Origin of the sequence: Pseudomonas sp. P7548 (genome assembly GCF_013386585.1) — a bacterium.
Lineage (GTDB): Bacteria > Pseudomonadota > Gammaproteobacteria > Pseudomonadales > Pseudomonadaceae > Aquipseudomonas.
Genome location: NZ_JACARO010000051.1, coordinates 33,584 through 57,113, shown reverse-complemented (window position 1 = coordinate 57,113; position 23,530 = coordinate 33,584). Strand labels below are relative to the sequence as shown.

Annotated in this window: 19 protein-coding genes; 15 read left to right on the top strand and 4 right to left on the bottom strand. The window is 64.1% G+C overall.

Features of this window, described 5'->3' with window-relative positions; translation table 11 throughout:
- Window positions 1–193 precede the first annotated feature (193 nt).
- Window positions 194–6,415 carry a non-ribosomal peptide synthetase gene (locus HX803_RS21045; protein WP_178923180.1) on the bottom strand — a complete coding sequence of 2,074 codons (6,222 nt, stop codon included), beginning with the start codon at window positions 6,413–6,415 and terminating at the stop codon, window positions 194–196.
- A gap of 481 nt (window positions 6,416–6,896) precedes the next feature.
- Between HX803_RS21045 and HX803_RS21040 the strand changes: the two genes are divergently transcribed.
- The gene (locus tag HX803_RS21040) at window positions 6,897–7,691 is read left to right on the top strand and encodes a helix-turn-helix transcriptional regulator (RefSeq protein WP_178923178.1); all 795 of its coding nucleotides are present in this window, start codon (window positions 6,897–6,899) and stop codon (window positions 7,689–7,691) included.
- The gene (locus tag HX803_RS21035; RefSeq protein ID WP_178923176.1) at window positions 7,691–9,160 is read left to right on the top strand and encodes an efflux transporter outer membrane subunit; all 1,470 of its coding nucleotides are present in this window, start codon (window positions 7,691–7,693) and stop codon (window positions 9,158–9,160) included. The genes HX803_RS21040 and HX803_RS21035 overlap by 1 nt, the downstream gene beginning before the upstream one ends.
- On the opposite strand, the gene hpaA is transcribed toward HX803_RS21035, so the two are convergent.
- Window positions 9,087–9,947 carry a 4-hydroxyphenylacetate catabolism regulatory protein HpaA gene (hpaA, locus tag HX803_RS21030; RefSeq protein ID WP_178923174.1) on the bottom strand — a complete coding sequence of 287 codons (861 nt, stop codon included), beginning with the start codon at window positions 9,945–9,947 and terminating at the stop codon, window positions 9,087–9,089. The genes HX803_RS21035 and hpaA overlap by 74 nt on opposite strands.
- A 128-nt stretch (window positions 9,948–10,075) precedes the next feature.
- On the opposite strand from hpaA, the gene HX803_RS21025 reads away from it, so the two are divergent.
- From HX803_RS21025 to hpaI, 8 genes are all read left to right on the top strand, one after another.
- The gene (locus tag HX803_RS21025; protein WP_178923173.1) at window positions 10,076–10,741 is read left to right on the top strand and encodes a fumarylacetoacetate hydrolase family protein; all 666 of its coding nucleotides are present in this window, start codon (window positions 10,076–10,078) and stop codon (window positions 10,739–10,741) included.
- The gene (locus HX803_RS21020; RefSeq protein ID WP_178923169.1) at window positions 10,738–11,508 is read left to right on the top strand and encodes a fumarylacetoacetate hydrolase family protein; all 771 of its coding nucleotides are present in this window, start codon (window positions 10,738–10,740) and stop codon (window positions 11,506–11,508) included. The genes HX803_RS21025 and HX803_RS21020 overlap by 4 nt, the downstream gene beginning before the upstream one ends.
- 5 nt (window positions 11,509–11,513) lie before the next feature.
- Window positions 11,514–12,974: a 5-carboxymethyl-2-hydroxymuconate semialdehyde dehydrogenase gene (hpaE, locus tag HX803_RS21015; RefSeq protein ID WP_178923228.1), complete on the top strand. Its 1,461-nt coding sequence runs from the start codon at window positions 11,514–11,516 to the stop codon at window positions 12,972–12,974.
- 58 nt (window positions 12,975–13,032) lie between these two features.
- The gene (gene hpaD / locus HX803_RS21010; protein ID WP_178923158.1) at window positions 13,033–13,890 is read left to right on the top strand and encodes a 3,4-dihydroxyphenylacetate 2,3-dioxygenase; all 858 of its coding nucleotides are present in this window, start codon (window positions 13,033–13,035) and stop codon (window positions 13,888–13,890) included.
- A gap of 15 nt (window positions 13,891–13,905) precedes the next feature.
- Window positions 13,906–14,301, top strand: coding sequence for a 5-carboxymethyl-2-hydroxymuconate Delta-isomerase (locus HX803_RS21005; protein WP_178923156.1), 396 nt, complete (start codon window positions 13,906–13,908; stop codon window positions 14,299–14,301).
- A 173-nt stretch (window positions 14,302–14,474) separates the two neighbouring features.
- Window positions 14,475–15,779 carry an MFS transporter gene (locus HX803_RS21000; protein WP_178923154.1) on the top strand — a complete coding sequence of 435 codons (1,305 nt, stop codon included), beginning with the start codon at window positions 14,475–14,477 and terminating at the stop codon, window positions 15,777–15,779.
- A gap of 11 nt (window positions 15,780–15,790) precedes the next feature.
- Window positions 15,791–16,594 carry a 2-oxo-hept-4-ene-1,7-dioate hydratase gene (hpaH, locus tag HX803_RS20995; RefSeq protein ID WP_178923152.1) on the top strand — a complete coding sequence of 268 codons (804 nt, stop codon included), beginning with the start codon at window positions 15,791–15,793 and terminating at the stop codon, window positions 16,592–16,594.
- Between the two features lie 16 nt (window positions 16,595–16,610).
- Entirely contained in the window at window positions 16,611–17,411 is an 801-nt protein-coding gene (gene hpaI / locus HX803_RS20990; protein WP_178923150.1) for a 4-hydroxy-2-oxoheptanedioate aldolase, read from the top strand.
- Between the two features lie 95 nt (window positions 17,412–17,506).
- Here hpaI and hpaR read toward each other — a convergent pair whose 3' ends face one another.
- Window positions 17,507–17,935 carry a homoprotocatechuate degradation operon regulator HpaR gene (hpaR, locus tag HX803_RS20985; protein ID WP_178923148.1) on the bottom strand — a complete coding sequence of 143 codons (429 nt, stop codon included), beginning with the start codon at window positions 17,933–17,935 and terminating at the stop codon, window positions 17,507–17,509.
- 207 nt (window positions 17,936–18,142) lie between these two features.
- On the opposite strand from hpaR, the gene HX803_RS20980 reads away from it, so the two are divergent.
- The 5 genes from HX803_RS20980 to HX803_RS20960 all read left to right on the top strand — a co-directional run bounded on the left by HX803_RS20980 (window position 18,143) and on the right by HX803_RS20960 (window position 22,299).
- Window positions 18,143–19,441, top strand: a complete 1,299-nt coding sequence (locus HX803_RS20980; RefSeq protein ID WP_178923146.1) for an FAD-binding oxidoreductase — start codon at window positions 18,143–18,145, stop codon at window positions 19,439–19,441.
- Window positions 19,442–19,560: 119 nt separating this feature from the next.
- A complete protein-coding gene (locus HX803_RS20975; protein ID WP_178923144.1) occupies window positions 19,561–19,926 on the top strand; it encodes a cupin domain-containing protein in 366 nt (121 codons plus the stop codon).
- A 13-nt stretch (window positions 19,927–19,939) separates the two neighbouring features.
- Window positions 19,940–20,761 (top strand): molybdenum cofactor biosynthesis F family protein, encoded by an 822-nt coding sequence (locus HX803_RS20970; protein WP_178923143.1) that lies wholly within the window; start codon window positions 19,940–19,942, stop codon window positions 20,759–20,761.
- On the top strand, window positions 20,754–21,554 hold the full coding sequence (locus HX803_RS20965) for an SDR family oxidoreductase (protein ID WP_178923141.1): 801 nt from the start codon (window positions 20,754–20,756) through the stop codon (window positions 21,552–21,554). The genes HX803_RS20970 and HX803_RS20965 overlap by 8 nt, the downstream gene beginning before the upstream one ends.
- On the top strand, window positions 21,547–22,299 hold the full coding sequence (locus tag HX803_RS20960) for an SDR family oxidoreductase (protein ID WP_372339933.1): 753 nt from the start codon (window positions 21,547–21,549) through the stop codon (window positions 22,297–22,299). Before HX803_RS20965 ends, HX803_RS20960 begins: the two co-directional genes overlap by 8 nt.
- A gap of 51 nt (window positions 22,300–22,350) precedes the next feature.
- Here the strand turns inward: HX803_RS20960 and feaR are convergent, their stop codons facing one another.
- Window positions 22,351–23,292, bottom strand: coding sequence for a transcriptional regulator FeaR (feaR, locus tag HX803_RS20955; RefSeq protein WP_178923137.1), 942 nt, complete (start codon window positions 23,290–23,292; stop codon window positions 22,351–22,353).
- Window positions 23,293–23,530 lie beyond the last annotated feature (238 nt).

The following is a 23,530-nucleotide window of genomic DNA, read 5'->3' as shown; positions in this document are numbered from 1 at the left end:
CCTAGGCGAGGTGCCGAGTGGTGGGGCGAAGCGTTTTTGGTTACTTTTTGCGCTCTTCAAAAAGTGACCCGCTGTAAGAGCGGAACCCTAAGTAGCCGTTACCGCAGCAATGGATATGTACACGAACAAACCGCCATCGCAGGCAAGCCAGCTCCCACAGTGTGCGTTCGGCTCCTACAGTTTGTGCCAGGCCTTAGATACGACGCCGGCGATTGAGCTGCGGAATGGCAGTCTCAGGCACTTCCACCCGCTGCACCTGGGCCACCGTGCAAGCCGCCAATTGCGCCAACGTCGGCTGGCTGAACAACGTGCGCGCATCCACCTCCAACCCCGCCTTGCGCAAGCGGGCCACCAAGTTCACCGCCAGCAACGAATGCCCACCCAACTCGAAGAAGTGGTCATGCCGCCCCACCCGCTCCAGCTTCAGGACATCGGCCCAGATGCCCGCCATCAAGGTTTCCACCTCGCCAACCGGCGCTTCATAAGCCCGACTGAGCACCGACTCCAACCCCGGCTCCGGCAGGGCCTTGCGGTCCAGCTTGCCCGCCGGATTCAGTGGCAGCGCCTCCAACTGCACAAACGCCGCCGGCACCATGTACTCGGGCAACTGCGCCAGCACATGTGTGCGCAACGCCTCCAACGTCGGCGCTTCCCCTCGCACGGTGAAATACGCCACCAGGCGCTCGTCCCGGATCAACACCGCCACTTCGCGCAACGCCGGGTGCGCCGCCAACCGTGACTCGATTTCCCCCAGCTCCAGGCGCACCCCGCGCAACTTCACCTGGAAGTCATTGCGCCCAAGGAATTCGAGGTTGCCATCCGGCAGATAACGCACCAGGTCGCCGGTGCGATACAGGCGATCACCCTCGACAAACGGGCTGTCGATAAAGCGCTCGGCCGTCAGTTGCACCAACCCCAGGTAACCACGGGCAACCCCTACCCCACCAATGTGCAGTTGGCCGCTGACACCCATCGGCACTGGCGCATCGTGCTCATCGAGCACATACAGGCGCGTGTTGTCTATCGCCCGGCCAATCGGTAACTGCAACGCCGGCACCGGCGCGCCGGGCTCCAGCGTCCAGGCGCTGCTGTCCACCGTGGCTTCGGTCGGGCCGTAGACGTTATGCAAACGCACGTTGGGCAAGCGGGCCTGCACGCCCCGGGCAAGGGCTTCGGTGAGTTCGCCACCGCCACACAGCACGTCAGTGAGGCTGGTGCACAAGGCAGACTCTTCCAACTCAAGGAACTGCTGCAACATCGCCGGCACAAACTTGATCACCGTGATCTGCTGCTCGCGAATCACCTGCGCCAGGTAAGCCGGTTCGCGGTGGCCGTCGGGCCGCGCCAGCACCAGGCGCATGCCGTTGGTGAGCGGCCAGAACAGCTCCCACACCGAACCGTCGAAGCTGAACGGCGCACGCTGCAACAACGCCCCGCCTTCAGCGTTCGGGCACAGCCGGGAGCCCCAGTGCATCAGGTTGCCCAGGCCGCGATGCTCGATCATCACGCCCTTGGGCGTGCCGGTGGAGCCGGAGGTGTACATCACGTATGCCAGGTTGGCGACGCTCAGGCCCGGCACCAACGGGTTGCCGCTGGGCGCCTGGCTCCAGGCGCAGTGGTCGAAGTCGATGACCGGAATCGATACGTCACCCGTAAGGTCACGGGTCGCCGCGTGCACCAGCAGCGCCACCGGCTGGCTGTCTTGCAGCATGTAGGCGAGCCGCTCGCGGGGGTAGCCCGGGTCAAGCGGCACATAGGCGCCGCCCGCCTTGAGAATGGCCAGCAAGCCCACCACCAGGTCCAGCCCGCGTTCGACGCACAGCGCCACCCGCGCGTCCGGCTGCACACCGCGCTCGCGCAGGTAGAAGGCGAGCCGGTTCGCGTGCTCGTTGAGTTCGCGATAAGTGAGCTGCCGCTCGCCGGCCTGCACGGCAATGGCGTGGGGAGTATGCCGCGCATGGGCTTCGAACAGCGCTTGCACGGTGAGGGTGTCGGGGTAGTCGGTCTCGGTGGCGTTGAAGTCCAGCAGCAGGGTGTTCAGTTCACCGGCGGGCAACACCGGCACCTCGCGCAATGGCGTTTGCGGCGCTTGCTCCAGCGCGTCTGCCAGGTGGATCAGCACGGTTTCCAGGTAGTCCAGCAGGCGCTCGGCCCCCACCTTGCGCGGGGCCTTGGCCTTGATCAGGAAGCCACTGGCGGTGTCATCCACAGTGAGCATCAGCGGGTAGCTGAGGATGTCTTCGCTGCTGATCAAGGCGATGCCCGGCACCAGGGTCAAGTCGCGCTCGGCATCAGTGTGGCGGTAGTTGAGCAGGCTGTTGAACAGCGGCGAGGCGCTGCTGCAACGCTGGGCCAGGGCCAGGGACGCCTGCTCGTGGACCAGCAACGCGCTGAGCCGCGCGTGGGTGTCGCGCAGTGCATCGACCACGCTCTGGCCGGCCAACCGCAAGCGCAAGGGCAAGGTGTTGATGAACATGCCCAGGGCGCGATCGGCGCCCTCACCCGCCTGCAAGCGGCCGAGCAACACGGTGCCGAACACCACGTCGTCACGACTGCTGACCCGGCCGAGTACTTGGGCCCAGGCCAGGTGGAACAGGCTGGCGACGCTGACCCCCAGGCCACGCGCCTGGCTGCGCAAGCGCTGATTGAGCTGATCGCTCAATGGGTGTTCAGCCTCTTCGGTCTGTGCCCGATCCGCCTGGCGCTCCTGCAAGCCAAACGCCAGGGTCGGCTCGTCCACGCCCCCCAGCTGCTCGCGGAAAAACCCCTCGTGCGCTGCTTGCCGGGCCGGTGAGCGGGCCTGCACCACCACGTTGCGATACGGCACCGGCGCCGGCAGCTGCGCCTGCTGGCCCAGCAAGTGGGCACGGATTTCCTGCATCAGGATCGCGGTGGACGTGGCGTCATTGACCAAATGGTGGAAGCGCAGCCGCGCGACCCAGCGTTGCGCGTGGGGTTCTTCGGCGTAGTCCAGGGCCATCAGCGGCGCCTGGCGCAGGTCCAGCGGCGCAGGGTGTTCGCCCATGGGTTCGACACGCAACTGCGCGGTGCGCCACACCACTTGCATCGGTTGTTCGAGCGCGTCCCAGACCAGGCTGGTGCGCAGGATATCGTGGCGGTTGATCACCTGTTGCAGGGCTTGCGCAAAAGCCTCCAACTGGTCGCGACGGGCAAAGCTGAACAGGGCCTGCTGCTGATACGGGTCGTGTTCATCGGTGATGTGGTGGTAGAGCAAGCCTTCCTGCAACGGGGCCAGTGGGTAGATGTCTTGTATGTTTTCCGCACCACCGGGAATGCTCGCGACAATGCGCGCCAGGCTGGCAGGGTCCGGGCCGGCCAGTTCGTCCACTTCCACGTCGCCGGCCGCACTCGCCGCCGCCAACGCCGCCAGGGTCGGCTGGCCGAACAGCACCTGCACATCGGCGCGCAACCCCACCTGGCGCATGCGCTGCACCAGTTGCACCGCCAGCAACGAATGCCCGCCCAGCTCGAAGAAATGGTCATGACGACCGATCTGCTGCACCTGCAACAGCTCGGCCCAGATCTCTGCCAGCAGGGTTTCCACGCCGGGGAGCGGCGCTTCATAGCGGCGGGTGACGAAGGCCTCCTGGGTCGGCGCCGGCAGGGCCTTGCGGTCGAGCTTGCCGTTGGCGGTCAGCGGCAGCGTATCGAGTGCCATGTAGGCCGCCGGCAGCATGTAGTCCGGCAACGTGCCCTGCAAATGAGCTCGCAGGGCTTCGATGGCCACCGGTTCACGCGGGACGAACCAGGCCAGCAGTTGACCGTCGCGGTACTGCACCACGGCTTCCTGGACCTGGAGATGGGTCGTCAGGGCCGATTCGATTTCGCCCAGCTCGATTCGCACCCCACGGATTTTCACCTGGTCATCGTTGCGCCCCAGGTAGTCGAGGTTGCCGTCGGGCAGCCAGCGCGCCAGGTCGCCGGTGCGGTACATGCGGCCCTCGTTGAAGGGGTCGTCGAGGAAGCGCTCGGCGCTGAGTTCGGGGCGGTTCAGGTAACCCCGCGCCACCCCCTTGCCGCCTACGTAGAGTTCCCCCGCCGCGCCGAGCGGCACCGGGCGCTGTTGCTCGTCGAGCAGGTACACCCGGGCATTGGCGATCGGCCCGCCAATGTGCAACGGCCGGCCGATGTCCACGCGGCCCGACGTCGCGACCACCGTGGCCTCGGTGGGCCCATAGTTGTTGATCACATCAAACGTCTGCGCCCGAGTGAACGCACGCAGGCGATCACCGCCGATCAGCAACGTGTGCAGGGTCGGGTGTTCCAGGCGCTGGCTGAAGGCGTACTCGGCCACGGGCGTGGGCAGGAAGCACACGTGCAGCGGCTGCGCTTGCCACCAGCTCAGTAGCGCGTCGATGTCTTCTGCGCCCTCGTGGGCGGGTGGCAGGTGCAACGTCGCGCCCACGCACAGCGCCGGCCAGACTTCCCAAGCCATCGCGTCAAAGCCGAACCCGGCGACGCTGGCGGTGTGGCTGCCGGCGTGCAGGTGGAACGCCTGGCAGTGCCAGTCCACCAGGTTCGACACGGTGTGGTGCTCGACCATCACGCCCTTGGGCAAGCCCGTGGAGCCCGAGGTGTAGATCACATAGGCCAGGTTGGACGAGGTGACGGCCACCCGGGGGTTGCTGCCCAGGTGGAAGGTCGGGCGGTCCAGTTCGATCACCGGCACGTTCGATGCCGGCAGCCGGTGCAGCAGGTCGTGCTGGGTCAGCACCACCACCGGGGCACTGTCTTGCACCAGGTAATTCAGGCGCTCGGCCGGATGCGCCGGGTCCACCGGCACATAGCAGGCGCCGGACTTGAGAATCGCCAGCAACCCCACCAGGGTTTCCAGGCTGCGCCGGGCCAGGATCACCACGCGGTCATCCGGTTTCACGCCGTGTTCCAGCAGGCGATGGGCCAACGCATTGGCTTGTTGATTGAGCTGGGCGTAGGTCAGGTTCCGGCCCTGGTAAATCGCCGCGATGGCCTCCGGTGTACGGGCCGCCTGGGCCTCGATACGCCCGTGCAGGGTCTGGGGTTCACTGTTGGGTTGGGCGGTGGCGTTCCACCGTTGCAGCAGCGCCTGTTCAGCAGGCGTCACGAGGGAGAATTCGCCGACTTTCAACCCGGTGTCTTCCAGTCCCTGTTCCAGCAACCAGGTAAAGCGTTGCGCCAGTGCCTGGACTTCGTCGTGCTGCAAATAGGCTTCGTTGTAAACGCAATGCAGGCACGCAGTGTCCTGGTAGCGGTTGCTGCGCAAGTGGATGGCGAGGGGCAGCGGCTCATGCAGGTTGGACACCTTGACCGCCCGCGCCTGGACCTGGCCGTAGCGCAGATCATGGTCGTCCTGCTCGAACGAAACCGACAGGTCGAACAACTGGCCGCGATCCGCACGGCGCAGGCCCAGTTCGCGGTTCATCTCGCTCAAGGGGAAGCGCTGGTGGCGGAAGTCCTGCTTGAGCTGGTCACGCACACCGCGCACCAGGGCGCTGAACGGCAGCGCTTCGCTGAACTGAAAACGCACCGCACTGACCTGGGTGAACAACCCGACGGTGGAACGGAACCGTGCGTTGGAGCGATTGAGGATTGGCAACCCCACTGCCCACTCATCGCGCTGGTGAGTACGGGTGAAATACACGTACATCGCCGCCAGCAGCACATGGAACGCCGACGCCTGGTAACGGTTGGCCACGTGCTCCATGCGGTCGAGCAAGGCCACGGGAAACGCTTGCACGAGGGTATTACTGGCGGTTTGCGCGCTGTGCCGGGGTGTGAGCAACGGCTCCGGCAGCGCCTGGTACTTGCCCAGCCAATAGGCACGGTCACGGGCGTAGCGTGGCGACTGATGGTAACGCTGGTCGGCCTCGATAAAGTCGACATAGGACGGCGCCAGCGGCTCGGGTTGCCGCCCGTGCTCCAGGTCGGTGTACAAGCGGGCCAGGGATTGCAGCATTTGGCCGAAGCCCCAGCCGTCGAGGATCAGGTGGTGAGCTTGCGTGCCCAGGCGATAGTGGTTGTCGTCGAGCTTGACCAGGAAAAACCGGAACAGCGGCTCTCCCTCCATGGTATACGGCCGGGCCATATGCGCCTGCATCAAGGCCTGGGCGGCGGCCGACGGGTCGGGCAGCGCGGAAAAATCATGCAGGGCCACTTCGACCGGCAATTCGCTGACGAAGGTTTGCCGGGGCAGGCCATCGGCATCGCTGTGCAATTGGGTACGCAAGGCGTCGTGCTTGGCGACCAACTGCTCGATGGCGCGCTGAATCCGATCAGGCACCACCGCGCCGGCGAAATCGACATAACCGCCGATGTTGTACAGCGGTGAGTCGCCTGCACGCAGTTGGTCGAGCCAGATGTCCTGTTGCGCAGCGGTGAGGGGGAAGCTGGCCGGCAGGCTGGGGAAATGCTTCATAAGATCCTTCTCATGGGGGGCAGGCACTGGCCGCGCAGGGAGGCCGAAATTGCCGGATTTGAGCATAGGGGTGGGGGACTGTCTGTCACCCGAAACCCGGACACCCAAACGGATGGAAACGGGGCCTGCTGATGGTTCACTGCTGAATCGATTAAATGAGTGTAGGAAATTGGCTATATCTGGCCGATGTCACCTTTACCAAATTTGCCCCACATATAATTTTTTACTTTATTTTTCATATAGTTAAAAAACTCTAAATACCCCGAGTGAAATTTCTTCGGCGGAATAGGCCGTCAGAAACGTCGAATTAATGACGATGTTTTTATGGCAGCTTGTGTCCCACGTTCCCGCTACATACGTAGGACAAATCCCCTGGCTAAATGACATCTCGAGCGCCGACTCACGTTCATGAGGAACGGATCGACCCCGCAGAGGCCCAGGGAGTCCGTTGACGGTGTACGACTTCAAGGATGAGATGGCTATGAGTTTGACGCGCAGCATCAACAACACGGAAAGCCCGCATTTCTACGCCGAAATGGGCGAGTTGATTTCCACCAGCGGCCACGAGGAATTTGCCAGCAAGATGCTGCACCTCGTGGACAAATGGGTGCCGATTCACCTGGTGGACTTGAGTGAATGGACCCTCGACGAACCTCGCGACAGCGCGCTCGACATCAAGCTGCTGGGCAGTGCGGGCCTGAACAAGGACCTGCCGACGTCCCAGACACTGCATTCGCTCAACGACCACCCGCTGCTGCGGGAAATGCTCGGCATGCAGGACCCGCTGCTGATCCAGATGAAGGCCAAGGCCAAGAGCACGCACCTGCGCGGCACGTCGCACCAGTGCAACCTGGTGTCACGCCAGGGCAACCGGCGCTGTGTGATTTCGCTGTACCGTTTGCCGGGCCAGCGCGGATTTTCCCTGGCGGAACTGTCGTTTCTCAAGAGCCTGTCGGAGACGCTGTTGCCGTTGATGGAGCGCCACGCACAGATCCTGCGTCAGGCGCCGCCCGCCTCCACTGAACCTGCGCACCGCTTGCTGGAACAGTCACAGTTGCAACGTGAGTTCTACAAACGCTTGTCCCTCAGCGACATCACCCTGTCGGCCCGGGAGCAGGAAGTGTGCCTGGGCTTGCTGACCGGCGGCACCGTGCCGCAAATGGCGGAAAAACTCAGCGTGAAAAACAGCTCGATCGAGACCTACCTCAAGCGCGCCGCCGCCAAGTTGGGCGTGAGCGGCCGCCATGGCCTGGCCAAATGGATGGTGGGCGCCTGATGAACAGACTGACCCTTACCGGCGTTGGCCTGGCCTGGATGCTTGGCGGCTGTTCGTTGATCCCCGAGTACCAGCGCCCCGAGGCGCCGGTGCCGGCACAGTTCCCGCAGAATGGCATTTACCGCCTGGCGCAGGCTGGCACCGTGGCAATCACGCCGGACTGGCGACAACTGTTCCACGACCCGGCCCTGCAGCAGTTGATCGGCGACGCATTGGCCAATAACCGCGACCTGCGGGTGGCAGCGCTGAATGTGGAGGCCTTCCAGGCGCAATACCGCATCCAGCGTGCGGACCTGTTCCCGGCGGTGTCTGCCACGGGGGCCGGCAAACGCCAGCGGCTGCCGGGCGACGTCACCGGTACCGGCAAGCCCGCGATCACTTCCAACTATTCCGCCACCCTGGGCATCAGCGCGTATGAGCTGGACCTGTTCGGCCGCGTGCGCAGCCTCAGTGAACAGGCGATGCTCACCTACCTGGGCACCGAAGAGGCACGCCGCAGTGCACAATTGAGCCTGGTGGCCAACGTCGCCAATGCCTACCTGACCTGGCGCGCTGATCAGGAACTGCTGGCCCTGGCCCAGCAGACGCTGGTCGCCAACGATCACAGCTGGCAGCTGACCCGCCGCAGCAAAAGCGCCGGCAAAGCCTCGGCGCTGGATGCAGTGCAAGCCCGCACCGCGGTCGAGAGCACCCGTGCCAGCGTGGCCCGTTATGAACGCCAAGTGGCCCAGGACCTCAACAGCCTCACGCTGCTGGTTGGCGGCCCGGTGGATGAGCGCCTGCCGTCACGCCCGCTGGCCGACGACCTGGTGGCACGCGTGCCGGCCGGCCTGCCGTCGGACCTGCTGCGACGGCGCCCGGACATCCTGCAAGCCGAATACCAGCTGCAGGCGGCCAACGCGAACATCGGCGCCGCCCGGGCAGCATTCTTCCCGTCGATCAGCCTGACCGCCAACGCCGGCAGCACCAGCAACGAACTGTCGGGGCTGTTCAAGGGCGGTGCGGGCACCTGGACATTCCAGCCGCAGATCAACCTGCCGATCTTCAACGCCGGCAGCCTGCGCGCCAGCCTCGACTACGCGAAGCTGCAAAAAGACATCGGCGTGGCGCAGTACGAAAAGTCCATCCAGACCGCCTTCCAGGAAGTCGCCGACGGCCTCGCTGCGCGCCAGACCTTCAACGACCAGTTGGCCGCGCAACGTGATTTCGTCGCCGCCAACCAGGCCTACTACGACCTGGCGCAGCACCGCTACCGCAGCGGCGTCGACAGCAACCTGACGTTCCTCGATGCGCAGCGGTCGCTGTTCGCCTCCCAGCAGGCGCTGATCGTCGACCGGCTGGCGCAGCTGGTGGCGGAGGTGAACCTGTACACGGCGCTGGGCGGCGCCTGGGATGTCAGCGCAAACCCGACTGCCGCAGCCGATACTCCCCCGGCGTCACCTGCGCATAACGAAGGAAAAACCGGCTGAAATAGGCCGGGTCCTTGAACCCCAGCTGGTAGCAGATTTCGTTGGCCGAGCTGCCGGTAAACAGCAGCAGGCGCTTGGCTTCCTGCATCACCCGTTCCAGGATCAAGCGCTTGGACGGCAGGTCGGCCAGGCGTCGGCAGACCTCATTGAGGCGCGCCTCGGTCACGCCGATCCCCTCGGCGTAGCGCGCCAGCGGCCAGTGCTCCAGGTAATGGGCCTCGATCAGTTCGTTGAAGCGATGAAAGATGCGCAGGTCTTCGTGCCGCGTCGGGCGTGACGGCAAGGAATGGGCGCACAGGCGCAGCAGGCGAAGCATGATCAGCCGCGTGAGGCTGTCCAGCGCGGCGGCGCGCCCGGGCCGCTGGGCGTTGATCTCGTCGTTCAAGTCTTCGAACAGCGCATCCAGCCCCTGGTCGCCGGCGGTCAACGCCACACAAGCGGCGCCGGAGGCCAGGCTGGGGTCGGCGTCGATCAAGGCCCACACCAATTGCTGGCGCACCGTCAGCACATGGCCGTCGGCGTCCGCTTCGGTGACGAAGGCGTGGGGCACGGTGGGCGGCGTGAGAAAAAACATCGGCCCCGATTCCACGTACTGGCGGTCATCCAGATACACCCGCACCGCGCCACTCTTCACGTAATGCACCTGGAAAAACCGGTCATGCCGGTGCACGGGCATGTTGCGCCCGAAAAAACCCGCCAGGTTGCCGAGCTTGTCGTAATGCACCTCGGCGTCGCTGTAACGCTGGTCGTAGACCTGCCCGATGTTGATGTTGGGAATAGGCTGCACGCTGCCCCCTTGTTGTTATTGGAGTGCGCCTGGATTTTGCCATGCTTGACGGTTGTTAACATATTAATTATAACGTTAACACATTAACGAACTGCCTATGCAGCAGTCGCCACCGCCAGGAGAAACGCATGAGCCGTACCCTGCATGATGTTGCCAGCGGCACCCTGTTCGGCGTTGCGCTGAACTACCAGGGCCTGCTGGACCAGCATCTCGCCGCCTTCCAGCAGGCGCCCTACCAGAAGCCGCCCACCCAGCCGGTGCTGTTTATCAAGACCCCGAATACCCGCAACGAACACGCTGGCGTGGTGTTGCAACCCCAGGGCGAGCGCCTGCAACCCGGCCCGGCGCTGGGTGTGGTGATCGGCGAACGCGCCAGCCGTGTCAGCCTGGAAAATGCCATGGCCCATGTGGCCGGCTATGTGGTGGTCAACGAGTTCAGCCTGCCGGAAGACAGCTACTACCGCCCTGCCGTCAAAGCCAAATGCCGCGATGGGTTCTGCGCGTTGGGGCCGCAACTGGTTCCACGTGATCAGGTGGCAAACGCCAATCAGTTGAGCCTGAAACTGTGGGTCAACGGTGAACTGCGCCAGGAAAACTCCACCGCGAATTGGGTGCGAGACATCCCGCAGTTGATCGCCGAAATCAGCGAGTTCATGACCCTGCACCCTGGCGACGTGCTGATCACCGGCACGCCCGAAGGCCGCGTGGATGTAGTGCCGGGCGACAGGGTTGACGTCGAGATCAGCGGCGTAGGTCGCCTGACCAACCAGATCCAGGCGGAGACCCCAGCATGAAACACGCCCGCATCCGCTATGAACATGAAATCCATGCCGTGACGGTCGAGGCCGACAACGCCGTGCGCCTGAGCGACGCGCGCCTGCTCGCCGAGGACCAGGTCGAGTGGCTACCACCGGCCACCGGCAGCATGTTCGCCCTGGGCTTGAACTACGCCGACCACGCCGCCGAACTGGCCTTCACCCCACCGACAGAACCGCTGGTCTTCATCAAGTCCGTCGGCACCTACACCGGCCACCGCCAGGTCACCTGGCGCCCGGACAACGTTGCCTACATGCACTACGAGTGCGAGCTGGTGGCGGTCATCGGCAAGGCCGCGCGCAACGTCAAGCGTGCCGACGCCCTGGACTACCTGGCCGGCTACACCGTGTGCAACGACTACGCGATCCGCGACTACCTGGAAAACTACTACCGCCCCAACCTGCGCGTGAAAAACCGCGACGCCACCACCCCGGTCGGCCCGTGGATCGTCGACGTGGCGGATGTGCCCGATGCGAGCAACCTGACCCTGCGCACCTGGATCAACGGTGAGCTGCGCCAGGAGGGCAGCACCCGCGACATGATTTTCGATATCCCCTACCTCATCGAATACCTGTCGAGCTTCATGACCCTGCAACCCGGCGACATGATCGCCACCGGCACCCCCGAAGGCCTGGCCGATGTGGTGCCCGGCGATGAAGTGGTGGTGGAAGTCGAAGGCGTGGGCCGCCTGGTCAACCGAATTGTCAGCGAGGCGGACTTTTTCTCCGCCCGGAAAGAGGCGTGAGCGACATGATCAAACACTGGATCAACGGCCGCGAGGTCGAGAGCAAAGACGTATTCATCAACTACAACCCGGCCACCGGCGAAGCCATTGGTGAGGTAGCCAGCGGCGGCGCAGAAGAAGTCGCCCAAGCGGTCGCCGCCGCCAAGAATGCGTTCCCCAAGTGGGCCAACACCCCGGCCAAGGAACGCGCACGCCTGATGCGCAAGCTCGGTGAACTGATCGAGCAGAACGTGCCACACCTGGCCGAACTGGAAACCCTCGACACCGGCCTGCCGATCCACCAGACCAGGAACGTGCTGATCCCCCGTGCTTCGCACAACTTCGATTTCTTCGCCGAAGTCTGCACACGCATGGACGGCCACAGCTACCCGGTGGATGACCAGATGCTCAACTACACCCTCTACCAACCGGTAGGCGTGTGCGGGTTGGTATCGCCGTGGAACGTGCCGTTCATGACCGCCACCTGGAAGACCGCGCCATGCCTGGCCCTGGGCAACACGGCGGTGTTGAAGATGTCGGAACTGTCACCACTGACTGCCAACGAACTGGGGCGCCTGGCGGTGGAAGCCGGGATTCCCAACGGCGTGCTCAACGTGATCCAGGGCTACGGCGCCACGGCCGGTGATGCGCTGGTGCGTCACCCCGACGTGCGGGCGATTTCCTTTACCGGCGGCACCGCCACCGGCAAGAAGATCATGCAGACCGCCGGCTTGAAGAAGTACTCCATGGAACTGGGCGGCAAGTCGCCGGTGCTGATCTTCGAAGACGCCGACCTGGAACGCGCCCTCGACGCGGCACTGTTCACCATCTTCTCCTTGAATGGCGAGCGCTGCACCGCCGGCAGCCGCATTTTCATCCAGGAAAGCGTCTACCCGCAGTTCGTCGCCGAATTTGCCGCCCGCGCCAAACGCTTGATCGTCGGCGACCCGCAAGACCCGAACACCCAGGTCGGCTCGATGATCACCCAGGCGCATTACGACAAGGTCACCGGCTACATCAAGATCGGCCTCGAAGAAGGCGCCACCCTGCTCGCCGGTGGCCTGGAGCGCCCGGCCAACCTGCCGGCGCATCTGAGCCGTGGCCAGTTCATCCAGCCGACCGTATTTGCCGACGTGAACAACAAGATGCGCATCGCCCAGGAAGAAATCTTCGGCCCAGTGGTGTGCCTGATCCCGTTCAAGGACGAGGCCGAAGCCTTGCAACTGGCCAACGACACCGAATACGGCCTGGCCTCCTACATCTGGACCCAGGACATCGGCAAGGCCCACCGCCTGGCGCGCGGAATCGAAGCCGGCATGGTATTTATCAACAGCCAGAACGTGCGCGACCTGCGCCAGCCGTTTGGTGGGGTCAAGGGCTCCGGCACCGGCCGTGAGGGTGGGCAATACAGCTTCGAAGTGTTTGCCGAGATCAAGAACGTGTGCATTTCCATGGGCAGCCATCACATCCCGCGGTGGGGGGTATAACCCGGCTCCCACAAGGATCTCATTACCATCACAAGAATAATTATTCAGGAGAATCATCATGGGCGAAGTGGTCCTGGCGGCGAAGATCTGCCACGTACCGTCGATGTACCTGTCGGAACTGCCCGGCAAGCATCACGGCTGTCGCGAAGCGGCGATTGCCGGGCACAAGGAGATCGGCCGGCGTGCCCGTGAGCTGGGCGCCGACACCGCCGTGGTGTTCGACGTGCACTGGCTGGTCAACAGCGGTTACCACGTCAACTGCGGCGCGCAGTTCCAGGGCACCTACACCAGCAACGAGCTGCCGCACTTCATCAAGAACATGGAGTACGCCTACCCCGGCTGCCCCGAGCTGGGCGAGTTGATCGCCGCCGAAGCCAACGAAGCCGGCGTGCGCAGCATGGCCCACAACATCCCGAGCCTGGAGCTGGAATACGGCACCCTGGTGCCCATGCGCTACATGCACATGGGCGTGCCGGAAGATGAAAAATTCAAGGTCATCTCCATCGCCGCCTGGTGCGCCTGGCATCGCCTGGAAGACAGCTTTGCGTTTGGCGCCGCCGTGCGCCGGGCCATCGAGAAGAGTGATCGCAAGGTGCTGGTGCTGGCTTCCGGTTCCTTGTCCCACCGTTTCTCGGACGACCGCCAGGCCGAAGCGAACATCCATAACTGGACCCGCGAATTCGACAAGCAGGTGGACCTGCACGTGGTGGAAATGTGGAAGCAAGGCCGCTTCAAAGAGTTCTGCGCCATGCTGCCCGACTACGCCGAGCACTGCTTCGGCGAGGGCAAGATGCACGACACCGCCATGCTTCTGGGGCTGCTCGGCGGGCCGGATTACGCCAAGCCGGCCGAGATCATCACGCCGCCGTTCGGCAGCTCGGGCACCGGCCAGATCAACGCGATTTTCCCGCTGTAACCCTGGGAGAAACCCATGCCGCACTTTATCGCCGAGTACACCGACAACATCGAACCACAGGCCGACCTGCCCGGCCTGTTTGACAAGGTCCACCGCGTGCTGGGGGACAGTGGCGTGTTCCCCCTGGGCGGCATCCGCAGCCGTGGCGTGCGCCTGGACACCTGGCGCATGGCCGACGGTCAGCATGACTACGCCTTCGTGCACATGACCCTCAAGGTCGGCCACGGCCGCGACCTGCCCACGCGCCAGGCGGTGGCCGAGGCGGTGTTCGCGGTGATCACCACGCACTTCGCTGAACTCCAGGCGCAACGCTTACTCGCGCTGTCGTTCGAGATGGTCGAGCTGCACCCGCAGCTCAACTTCAAGCAGAACAATGTGCACGCCTTCCTGAGCCAACACACCCCCTTGTAGGAACTGGCTTGTTGTGGCGAGGACGCTTGTCGAATCGTCCCGTTCGACAGCGCAGCTGGAGCCGGCTTTTTGGGGGCGCTTCGCCCCCCAGCGCAAGCAAGCTTGCTCGCCACAACAAGCCAGCCCCTACAGGGATTTATATCCACGGCCTCTCAGACAAAAAGTACAACATCATGAGCACAGCCCACACCACGGCCAGCCGCGTGCTGGCCGAGCACGACCGCACCCATCGTTTAGTCACCTGGCGCCTGATGCCCCTGTTGCTGGTGTGCTACCTGTTCGCCCACCTGGACCGCATCAACATCGGCTTCGCCAAGATGCAGATGAGCAGCGACCTGCACTTCAGCGACACGGTCTACGGCTTTGGCGCCGGCCTGTTCTTCATCGCCTACGCACTGTTCGGCGTGCCCAGCAACCTGGCGCTGGACCGCGTCGGGCCCCGGCGCTGGGTCGCTAGCCTGATGATGGTGTGGGGCCTGTTGTCCACCGGCATGCTGTGGGTGGAGAGCGCCCGGGGTTTCTATGTGCTGCGCTTTTTGCTGGGGGTGGCCGAGGCCGGGTTTTTCCCGGGGATCCTGGTGTACCTCAACCGCTGGTACCCGGCTCGTCGCCGCGCCCAGGTCACCGCCTTGTTCGCCATCGCCGTGCCCATGGCCGGCGTGCTGGGCGGGCCGTTGTCCGGGGCGATCCTCGAACACTTCCATGAGGTTGGCGGGCTGCGCGGCTGGCAGTGGATGTTCCTGATCGAAGGCCTGCCAGTGGTGTTGCTGGGGCTGGTGGTGCTCAAGGGGTTGCCGGACAGTTTCGATTCGGTGCACTGGCTGACCGCCGAGCAAAAGCGGCAACTGAGTACCCAACTGTGCAGCGAAGAACAGCGCAAGACCATCACCTCGTTCGGCGGCATCCTGCGCGACCCCCAGGTGTGGCTGCTGGTGGCGGTGTATTTCGCGGTGATGCTGGCGGTGAACACCCTGGCGTTCTGGATGCCCACGCTGATCCACGGCGCCGGCATCGGCCGCGACAGCCAGGTGGGCCTGCTCAGCGCGGTGCCGTACCTGGCCGGGTGTTTCTTCATGATCGGTTGCGGGCGTTCGTCCGACCGCCATCGTGAACGTCGCTGGCACCTGTGCGTGCCGTTGCTGATGGCCGCCGTCGGCATCGCCGTGGCCGGCCTGGCACCGCACAACCCACTGCTGGTGATGGCCGGGCTGGTGGTGGCCGGCATGGGCGCCAGCGCCGCATTGCCGATGTTCTGGCAACTGCCCCCGGCGTTTCTATCGGACACCACCCAGGCGGCCGGCATCGCCATGATCAGCTCGTTCGGCAGCGTCGCCGCGTTCCTCGCGCCCTACCTGATCGGCTGGATGCGCGACGCCACCCAGAGCGCCAGCCTGGCCCTCTACGTACTCGCCCTGTTTATCGCCCTCGGCGGCCTGCTGGTGCTGCGCACCCACGCCGCCATCGTCAACCCACACTAAGGACCGTCGCCATGCTCGACTCCCCGCAAATCCTCGCCGCCGCTGCCCACCTGGACCGCGCCGAACGCAGCCGCGAACAGGTGCGCCAGTTTTCCCTCGACTACCCCGGCATCACGATCGAGGACGCCTACGCGATCCAGCGCGCCTGGGTCGCGCAGAAGATCAAGGACGGGCGCACGTTGAAGGGCCACAAGATCGGCCTGACCTCGCGAGCCATGCAAGTGTCGTCGAACATCACCGAACCGGATTACGGCGCGTTGCTCGACGACATGTTCTTCGACGAAGGCAGCGACATTCCCTTCGAACGCTTCATCGTGCCAAGGGTGGAAGTGGAGCTGGCGTTCATTCTCGGCAAACCGCTCAAGGGCCCTAACTGCACCGTGTTTGACGTGCTCGACGCCACCGAGTGGGTGATCCCGGCACTGGAGATCATCGACGCGCGCATCCAGCAGATCGACCCCCACACCCACGCCACGCGCAAGGTGTTCGACACCATTTCCGACAACGCCGCCAATGCAGGCGTGGTGCTGGGCGGCCGTGCGGTACGACCCACCGAGATCGACCTGCGCAAGGTACCGGCCGTGCTGTACCGCAATGGTGTGATCGAGGAATCCGGGGTGTCGGCGGCGGTGCTTAACCACCCGGCCAAGGGCGTGGCCTGGCTGGCGAACAAACTGGCGCCCTACGACGTGACCCTGCTGCCCGGGCAGGTGATTCTCGGCGGTTCCTTCACCCGCCCGGTCGCAGCCCGCCCAGGCGACACCTTCCACGTCGACTACGACCAGCTCGGCTCGATTGCCTGCCGCTTCGTCTGAACCCAGGAGGTTTGCCATGGACATGCCCATCAACCGCTTCAAACAACGCCTGCACAACGGTGAGGTGCAGATAGGCCTGTGGCTCGGCCTCGCTGATGCGTACTGCGCGGAGTTGGCCGCCAACGCCGGTTTCGACTGGCTGCTGATCGACGGCGAACACGCGCCCAATCAGCTGCCAGGCCTGCTCGCCCAGTTGCAGGCCGTGGCGCCCTACCCCAGCCAGGCGCTGATTCGCCCGGTGATCGGCGACAGTGCGCTGATCAAGCAACTGCTGGACATCGGCGCCCAGACCCTGCTGGTGCCCATGGTCGAAAGCGCTGCCCAGGCCCGCGAGCTGGTGCGCGCCATGCATTATCCGCCCCAGGGGATTCGAGGGGTGGGCAGTGCCCTGGCGCGGGCTTCGCGCTGGAACAGCATCCCGGGTTACCTCGACCTGGCGGATGAACAGATGTGCCTGCTGGTGCAGATCGAAAACCGCGAAGGCCTGGCGAATCTGGAGGAGATTGCTGCCGTGGACGGCGTGGACGGCGTGTTCATCGGCCCGGCGGATTTGAGTGCGTCGTTGGGGCACCGAGGCAATCCAGCGCACCCTGAAGTGCAGGCGGCGATTGAGGGCGCCATTCGGCGCATCGTGCAGTCCGGCAAGGCGGCGGGGATCCTCAGTGCCGATGAAAGCCTGGCGCGGCGCTACATTGAGTTGGGCGCGACGTTTGTGGCAGTGGGTGTGGACACCACGGTGTTGATGCGCGGGTTGCAGGCGCTGGCAGGGAAATTCAAGGGCACTCCCGAGGCCACCTACGCAGGCAGCGTGTACTGAATCACCGCCTGTAGGAGCCCGGCTTGCCGGCGATGGCGATCTTGAGGGCGCCATCGCCGGCAAGCCGGGCTCCTACAGGGGTGGGTAGTGTTGCTTCAGCGCTTGAGGTTGATGTTTTTCAGGTCATCCAGCAGGCCCAGTAAGGTCTGCAACTTCGCTTCGCCCAACTGATCCTGCAAACGCTGGTAGTTGCCTTCCATGCATTGGCTCATGGACTCAAAACTCGCCTTGCCCTTGTCGGCCAAGGTCACCAGCACGCGGCGCTGGTCTTGCTCGGCCTTGCGCCGGTGCACCATGCCGGCGGTTTCCATGCGTACCAGCACGCCGGTCATGCTCGGCTTGAGGATGCAGGCCAGTTCGGCCAACTGGTAAATCTCCAGCTCACCGTGTTGTTCAAGGATGCGGATGATGCGCCATTGCTGTTCGGTCAGGCCGTGTTCGTTCAAGGACGGGCGGAAAAAACTCATCGCGGCCTCACGTGCTTGCAGCAAGGCCAGGGTCAGGGACTGTCGAGGTTTGGGCATAGGGATCAGGGTCACGGGGTATTTAGTTAATAATTTAACGAAACTCTAGCATTCCCTGCCCGCGAGCGCGCTATAACTTGTCTGTCGCTGCGCCTCTGGCGCGCTGAATCAAAAGCCTGGGCAGGCAGGATCAAGACTTCCCTCCCGCCAGGGCCCCTAATGGAGGCATCCGCTTTAGAGCCTTCCTTCACTTTTTCAGGCTGCGCCATGATCAACATCGAAACCCCCACGTATTACACCGCCACCAAGAAATACAACCTCAGCTTCCCCACCCTGGAACAGGACGTCGACGCCGATGTGGTGGTGATCGGCGGCGGTTTCTCCGGCATCAACACGGCCCTGGAACTCGCGGAAAAAGGCATCACCAACATCGTGGTGCTCGAAGCGCGTTACCTGGGCTTTGGCGGCACCGGTCGCAATGGCGGGCAGATCATGGCGGGCATCGGCCATGACCTGGAGAAGATCAAGAAGGACGTCGGCGAAGACGGCCTGCGCCAGGTGTTCGAGATCAGCGACCTGGGCGCCGACATCATCAAGAACCGCATCGCCAAGTACAACATCGACGCGGACTTCTGCCACGGCTACGGCTACATGGGCTTCAACGCCCGCCAGGAAAAAACCCTGCGCGCCTGGGAGAAGGACTTCAAGTCGATCAACAGCCAGCACGAGATCCGCTTTCTCGGCGGCTCCGACGTGCAGCAGATCATCGGCTCCAAGGCCTACAGCAGCGCCCTGCTGCACATGGGCGGCGGCCATGTGCATTCGCTGAACCTGCTGCTGGGCGAAGCCACCGCGCTGGCCGGGCATGGCGTGCGGATCTTCGAGAACAGCCCGGCCCTGGAAGTCAGCTACGGCGAACGCATCACCGTGCGCACCGGGCGGGGTTCGGTGCGCGCCAGCAAACTGCTGTGGGCCTGTGACAGTTTCCTCAACAAGCTGGAGCCGGAACTGCACCGCTCGACCATCAATACCTACGCGTTCCAGATGATGACCGAGCCGTTGTCCGAAGAATTGATCCAGCGCATCAGCCCGATTCGCGGGGCCTACAGCGATATCCGCCCGGTGATCGACTACTACCGCGTCACCAACGAGAACCGCCTGCTGTTCGGCGCCGCCACGCCGCTGGTGGAACACATTCCCGGCGACCTCAAGGCGTGGAACCGCCAGCTCATGCTGAAGATTTTCCCCTACCTCAAGGACGTGAAAATCGACCTGGCCTGGGGCGGGCCGATGGCGTGCAGCCCCAACCTGTTCCCGCAGATCGGCACCTTGCCGGGGCGCAGCAATGCGTTTTTCGTGCAGGGCTATTCGGGCTTTGGCGTAACCCCCAGCCACATCATCTGCAAGGTACTGGCCGAAGGCATGAGCGAAGGCTCGGCGCGCTATGACCTGGTCAGTTCGATCCACCGCCCGACCATCCTCGGCAAGGATGCGATTCGTCCGCTGTTGCTGACGGCGGGCAAATCCTGGCACCAGCTTTCCGGCTACTGGAACGGGCGCCGCTAAACCCGCGCCCACCTGGGCGTTTTATCCCTCTGTAGGAGCCGGCTTGCCGGCGATGGCGATCGTTAGGACGCCATCGCCGGCAAGCCGGGCTCCTACATTATTCATCAGGAGCAACTGCCATGACCCTTACGACCCTCAAGCACAATATCCAACTCAGCGAACTCGACGCCTGGGGCACCGTGGCCGACCTCGGCTCGGAGATCCTCGAAGGCGAGGTGCGTGCCTTCGGCAAGATGACCTTCGGCGCGCCCACCGACCCGGTCAGCAGTGCCTATTTCGGCACCACCCGGGGCAAATTCCGCATGGTCTATCCGTTTGCCGAACAAGCCACCGTGGTCACCGGCGAAGTGCTGCTCACCGACGAATCCACCGGCCAGACCACCCGCTACAAGGCCGGTGACAGCTGGTTCGTGACCAAAGGCACGCCCGTGCTGTGGGACGTGGTCAGCGAGAGCTTCGTCAAACACTACTTCGCCGTCGTGTAAGGGAGGCGCCGCCATGACCGCTTCTTCTGACTGGATCACCGTAGGGGCACTGGCCGACGGCTTCGCCCCAGGCGCGTTCATCCTGCCTAACCTCGCCGACCTGGCGGGCCAGACATTCACCCTGCACTTTGCCAATGGCTGGCAGATCGAACACCGCTTCGAGCAGGACCGCCTGGCCTGGCATGCCGCTGACGGGCATTCCACAGGCAGCGCGCCATACCGCGCCACCTCGATCCGTCCGGGCCTGTACCTGGTGGACTTCATCAAGCACGAGGCCGGGCACAGTTGGTCGATCAGCCTGGTGCTGGACACGCCCAACGCCTCCTTCACCGCAGTGATCGGGCGCCTGCCGGATCAGGCCGACACCCATGAAGGCCTCTACCATCGCGCCCTCGCCGGCAAGCCCCTGACGTCAGTGGAGGTTGATTTCCTGCACGGCAGTCTCGACCGCCCCTGGCAAGCCGGCCATTGCTTGCACGCGCCCACCGACGAACTGGTAGGCCTACGCAACCGTTATCGCTACAGCCCCAGCGAGGTCTACGAGCACATCTACCTCAACGAACGCTTCTATGCCTGGCAATGCCTCAAGGGCGTGGAGCAAGGCCTGTGCGACACCGACCGCTGCCATTACTACAAGATCGCCGAGCAGCTGTACCTGTTCGTGTGGCAAGAGAAGATCGTGCCCACCCTCGGCCTGGTGCTGATCGACCTGCAGCAGCACCGCAGCGACGGCAAGATCTTCGGCTATGCCGGGGCGTCGTTCGATGCGCTGTCGAACTTCCCGGTGAGTTCCTATTGCCAGGTGCTCAACCGCACGGAATACCCCCGTGACTGAGCCGCGCACGGTGGTGATCACCGGTGCCGGCACGGGCATCGGCGCGGCCTGTGCCCGGCTGTATGCCGAAGAAGGCGCGCAGGTGGTGCTGATCGGCCGCCGCCGTGAACCGCTGGAACAGGTGGCGCGGGACACGCGCGGCCTGATCCTGGTGGGCGACGCGGCCTGCCCGGTCACGTGGGAGGGGTTTATCGACCAGATCCGCAAACGGTACGGGCGTCTCGATGTGCTGCTGGCCTGTGCCGGTGGCCATGGCCTGGGCAGCGCCACCCAGACCAGCCCGTCCACCTGGGAAGGCGCCCTGCGCAGCAATCTGGACAGTGCGTTCTACAGCGCCCGTGCCTGCCTGCCGCTGTTGCAGGACAGCGCGGGCAACATCGTACTGATCGGCTCTATCGCCTCGTTGGCGGCGGGCCCCGAAGTGTGCGGCTACACCACGGCCAAGCATGCGCTGCTCGGGCTCAATCGCTCCCTGGCCCGGGACTACGGGCCGCACGGCGTGCGGGTGAACGCAGTGTGCCCGGGCTGGGTGCGCACGCCCATGGCGGATGCGGAAATGCAGCCGTTGATGGACGCCTATGGCGAGACCTTGCAGCAGGCCTATGCCCGGGTCTGCGCCGATGTACCGCTGCGCCGGGCGGCCAGTGCCGACGAGATCGCCAAGGTGTGCCGCTTCCTGGCCTCGCGTGATGCGTCGATCATCACCGGGGCGACGTTGGTGGCAGACGGTGGTTCCAGCATTGTCGATGTGCCCACATTGGCCTTTGCTCACTTGGAGAATGCCGATGAATGACCTGGATTTCAGCGGGCACGTGGTGCTGGTGACCGGCGGTGCCCAAGGCATCGGCCGGGGCATCGTCGAGGCGTTTGCCAGGCGTGGCGCGCGGGTGGTGATTGCCGACCGGTTGCTGGCCCAGGCCCAGGCCGTGGCCGTCGAGCTGTCGGCCCTGGGCTGTCGCGTCGACGCAGTGGGTGTCGACCTGGCCGATTCACAGGCAGTGCTTGAGTGCGTTCAGCGGCTGCCGCAACTGGATATCCTGGTGCACAACGCCGGGTATTTTCCGCTGACGGCGTTTGAAGACATTACGCCAGAGATCCTGCAACGGACCTTGGCGGTCAACCTGTCGGCGCTGTTCTGGCTGACCCAGGCGGCCTTGCCGGCGTTTCGCGAACAGGGCCGGGGTTGTGTGCTGGTCACGTCTTCGGTGACCGGCAACCGCGTCGGTTACCCGGGGCTCAGCCATTACGCGGCGTCCAAGGCCGGGGTCAACGGGTTTATCCGCAATGCGGCGCTGGAGCTGGCGCCGTTGAATGTGCGGGTCAACGGTGTGGAACCGGGCATGATCGCCACGCCGGCGATGGGCAACCTGGGCGATGCGGCGTTGAATGACGCCATTGCCAGCCGTGTGCCGCTGGGACGCTTGGGCGCGGCAGCGGATATTGCCGGCGCCATGCTGTTCCTCGCCTCCGACCTCGCCAGCTACATCACCGGGCAGACCCTGGTGGTGGACGGCGGTGCGACCCTCCCCGAAGTCTGAACACCGCTCCCACAATGGTTCTGTTTTGGTTTCAAGATCGCACACGCAGGCTCATGCCCCAACTGCTTGCATCCGGCTCGACCGAAAATCCTTCGGCGACACTTCGAACTGCTTCTTGAACGACCGGCTGAAATGTGCCGAGTCGGTAAAGCCCCATTTGTAGGCAATCGAGGTGATCGATTCGCTGCGCAGGAACGGGTTGGTCAGGTCATCCGCGCTGCGCTTGAGGCGGGCGCGCTGGATGTAACGGCAGACGCTGTCGTCCTGTTCCTCGAACAAGCGGTACAGGTGCCGCACCGAGATATTCAAGCGGTTGGCCAGGCCGATCGGGCTCAAGCCTGGTTGGCTGAGGGATTCATCAATGACCTTCTGCACGTAGCTGCGCAGGTTGTTGCCCTGCAGCGCCGCCACGCCCTCGCGGCACTCGTCACCCTGCTCCAGGGCCGAGCCCAGCAGCGAGACGAAGGCGCTTTGCAGCGCTTCCACTTCGCCAGCGCCGTCTGCGGTGTCGTCCTTGCACAGTTGGTCCATCAGCACGTGCAGCATGCGCCCGCAGGCTTTGGTCGAGGAGATCTTGCCGAAGGCCCGTGCATCGCCGCCCAGGTGTTTGCACACGTCGGCGCGGGACAGTGACAGGGAGGCGTGTTCGATCAGGCCGAAGGGGGTGATTTCGATGGAGCCTACCGAGTCCATCAGCAGCATTTCGCCGGGGGCCAGTTGCAGGGTCTGGCCGTTTTGTACGATCTGGGAGTAACCGCTGCGTTGGCTGACCAGGAAGCAGTCCTGGTCGTTGTCGTGGTCGGCGTGGTGCGCGGGGCGTTTGATCAGCCCGGCATTGGTGCGCAGGATGGCCAGGCCGCGTGGGAGGTCGCGGATTTCGCCGATGAACAGGGAGCGGTTGAAGGCCAGTTCGGTGTCGAAGTAACCGCAGGCGGCGCGCAGGTCGCGGTTCCAGGTGTCGAGCCCGTCGTGTGCATGCTGTGGGATGCTCATGGGGTGTCTCCGCAGTGGCTTCTTTTTGTTGTTCTGGTGCAATAGTTAACATGTTATCTATATGCGTGCAAGAACATCGTGGTTGGGGGGTGTAGAAGCACTATTGATGCCAATCGGCAGAGGTTGGCTGGCGTTCAGACGGTAGGAGCCGGCTTGCCGGCGATGGCGGTCTCTTGGGTGCCGGGGGGGTTGGGATCGCGTACATATCCGTTGCTGTGGTAACGGCTGGTATTGGTTC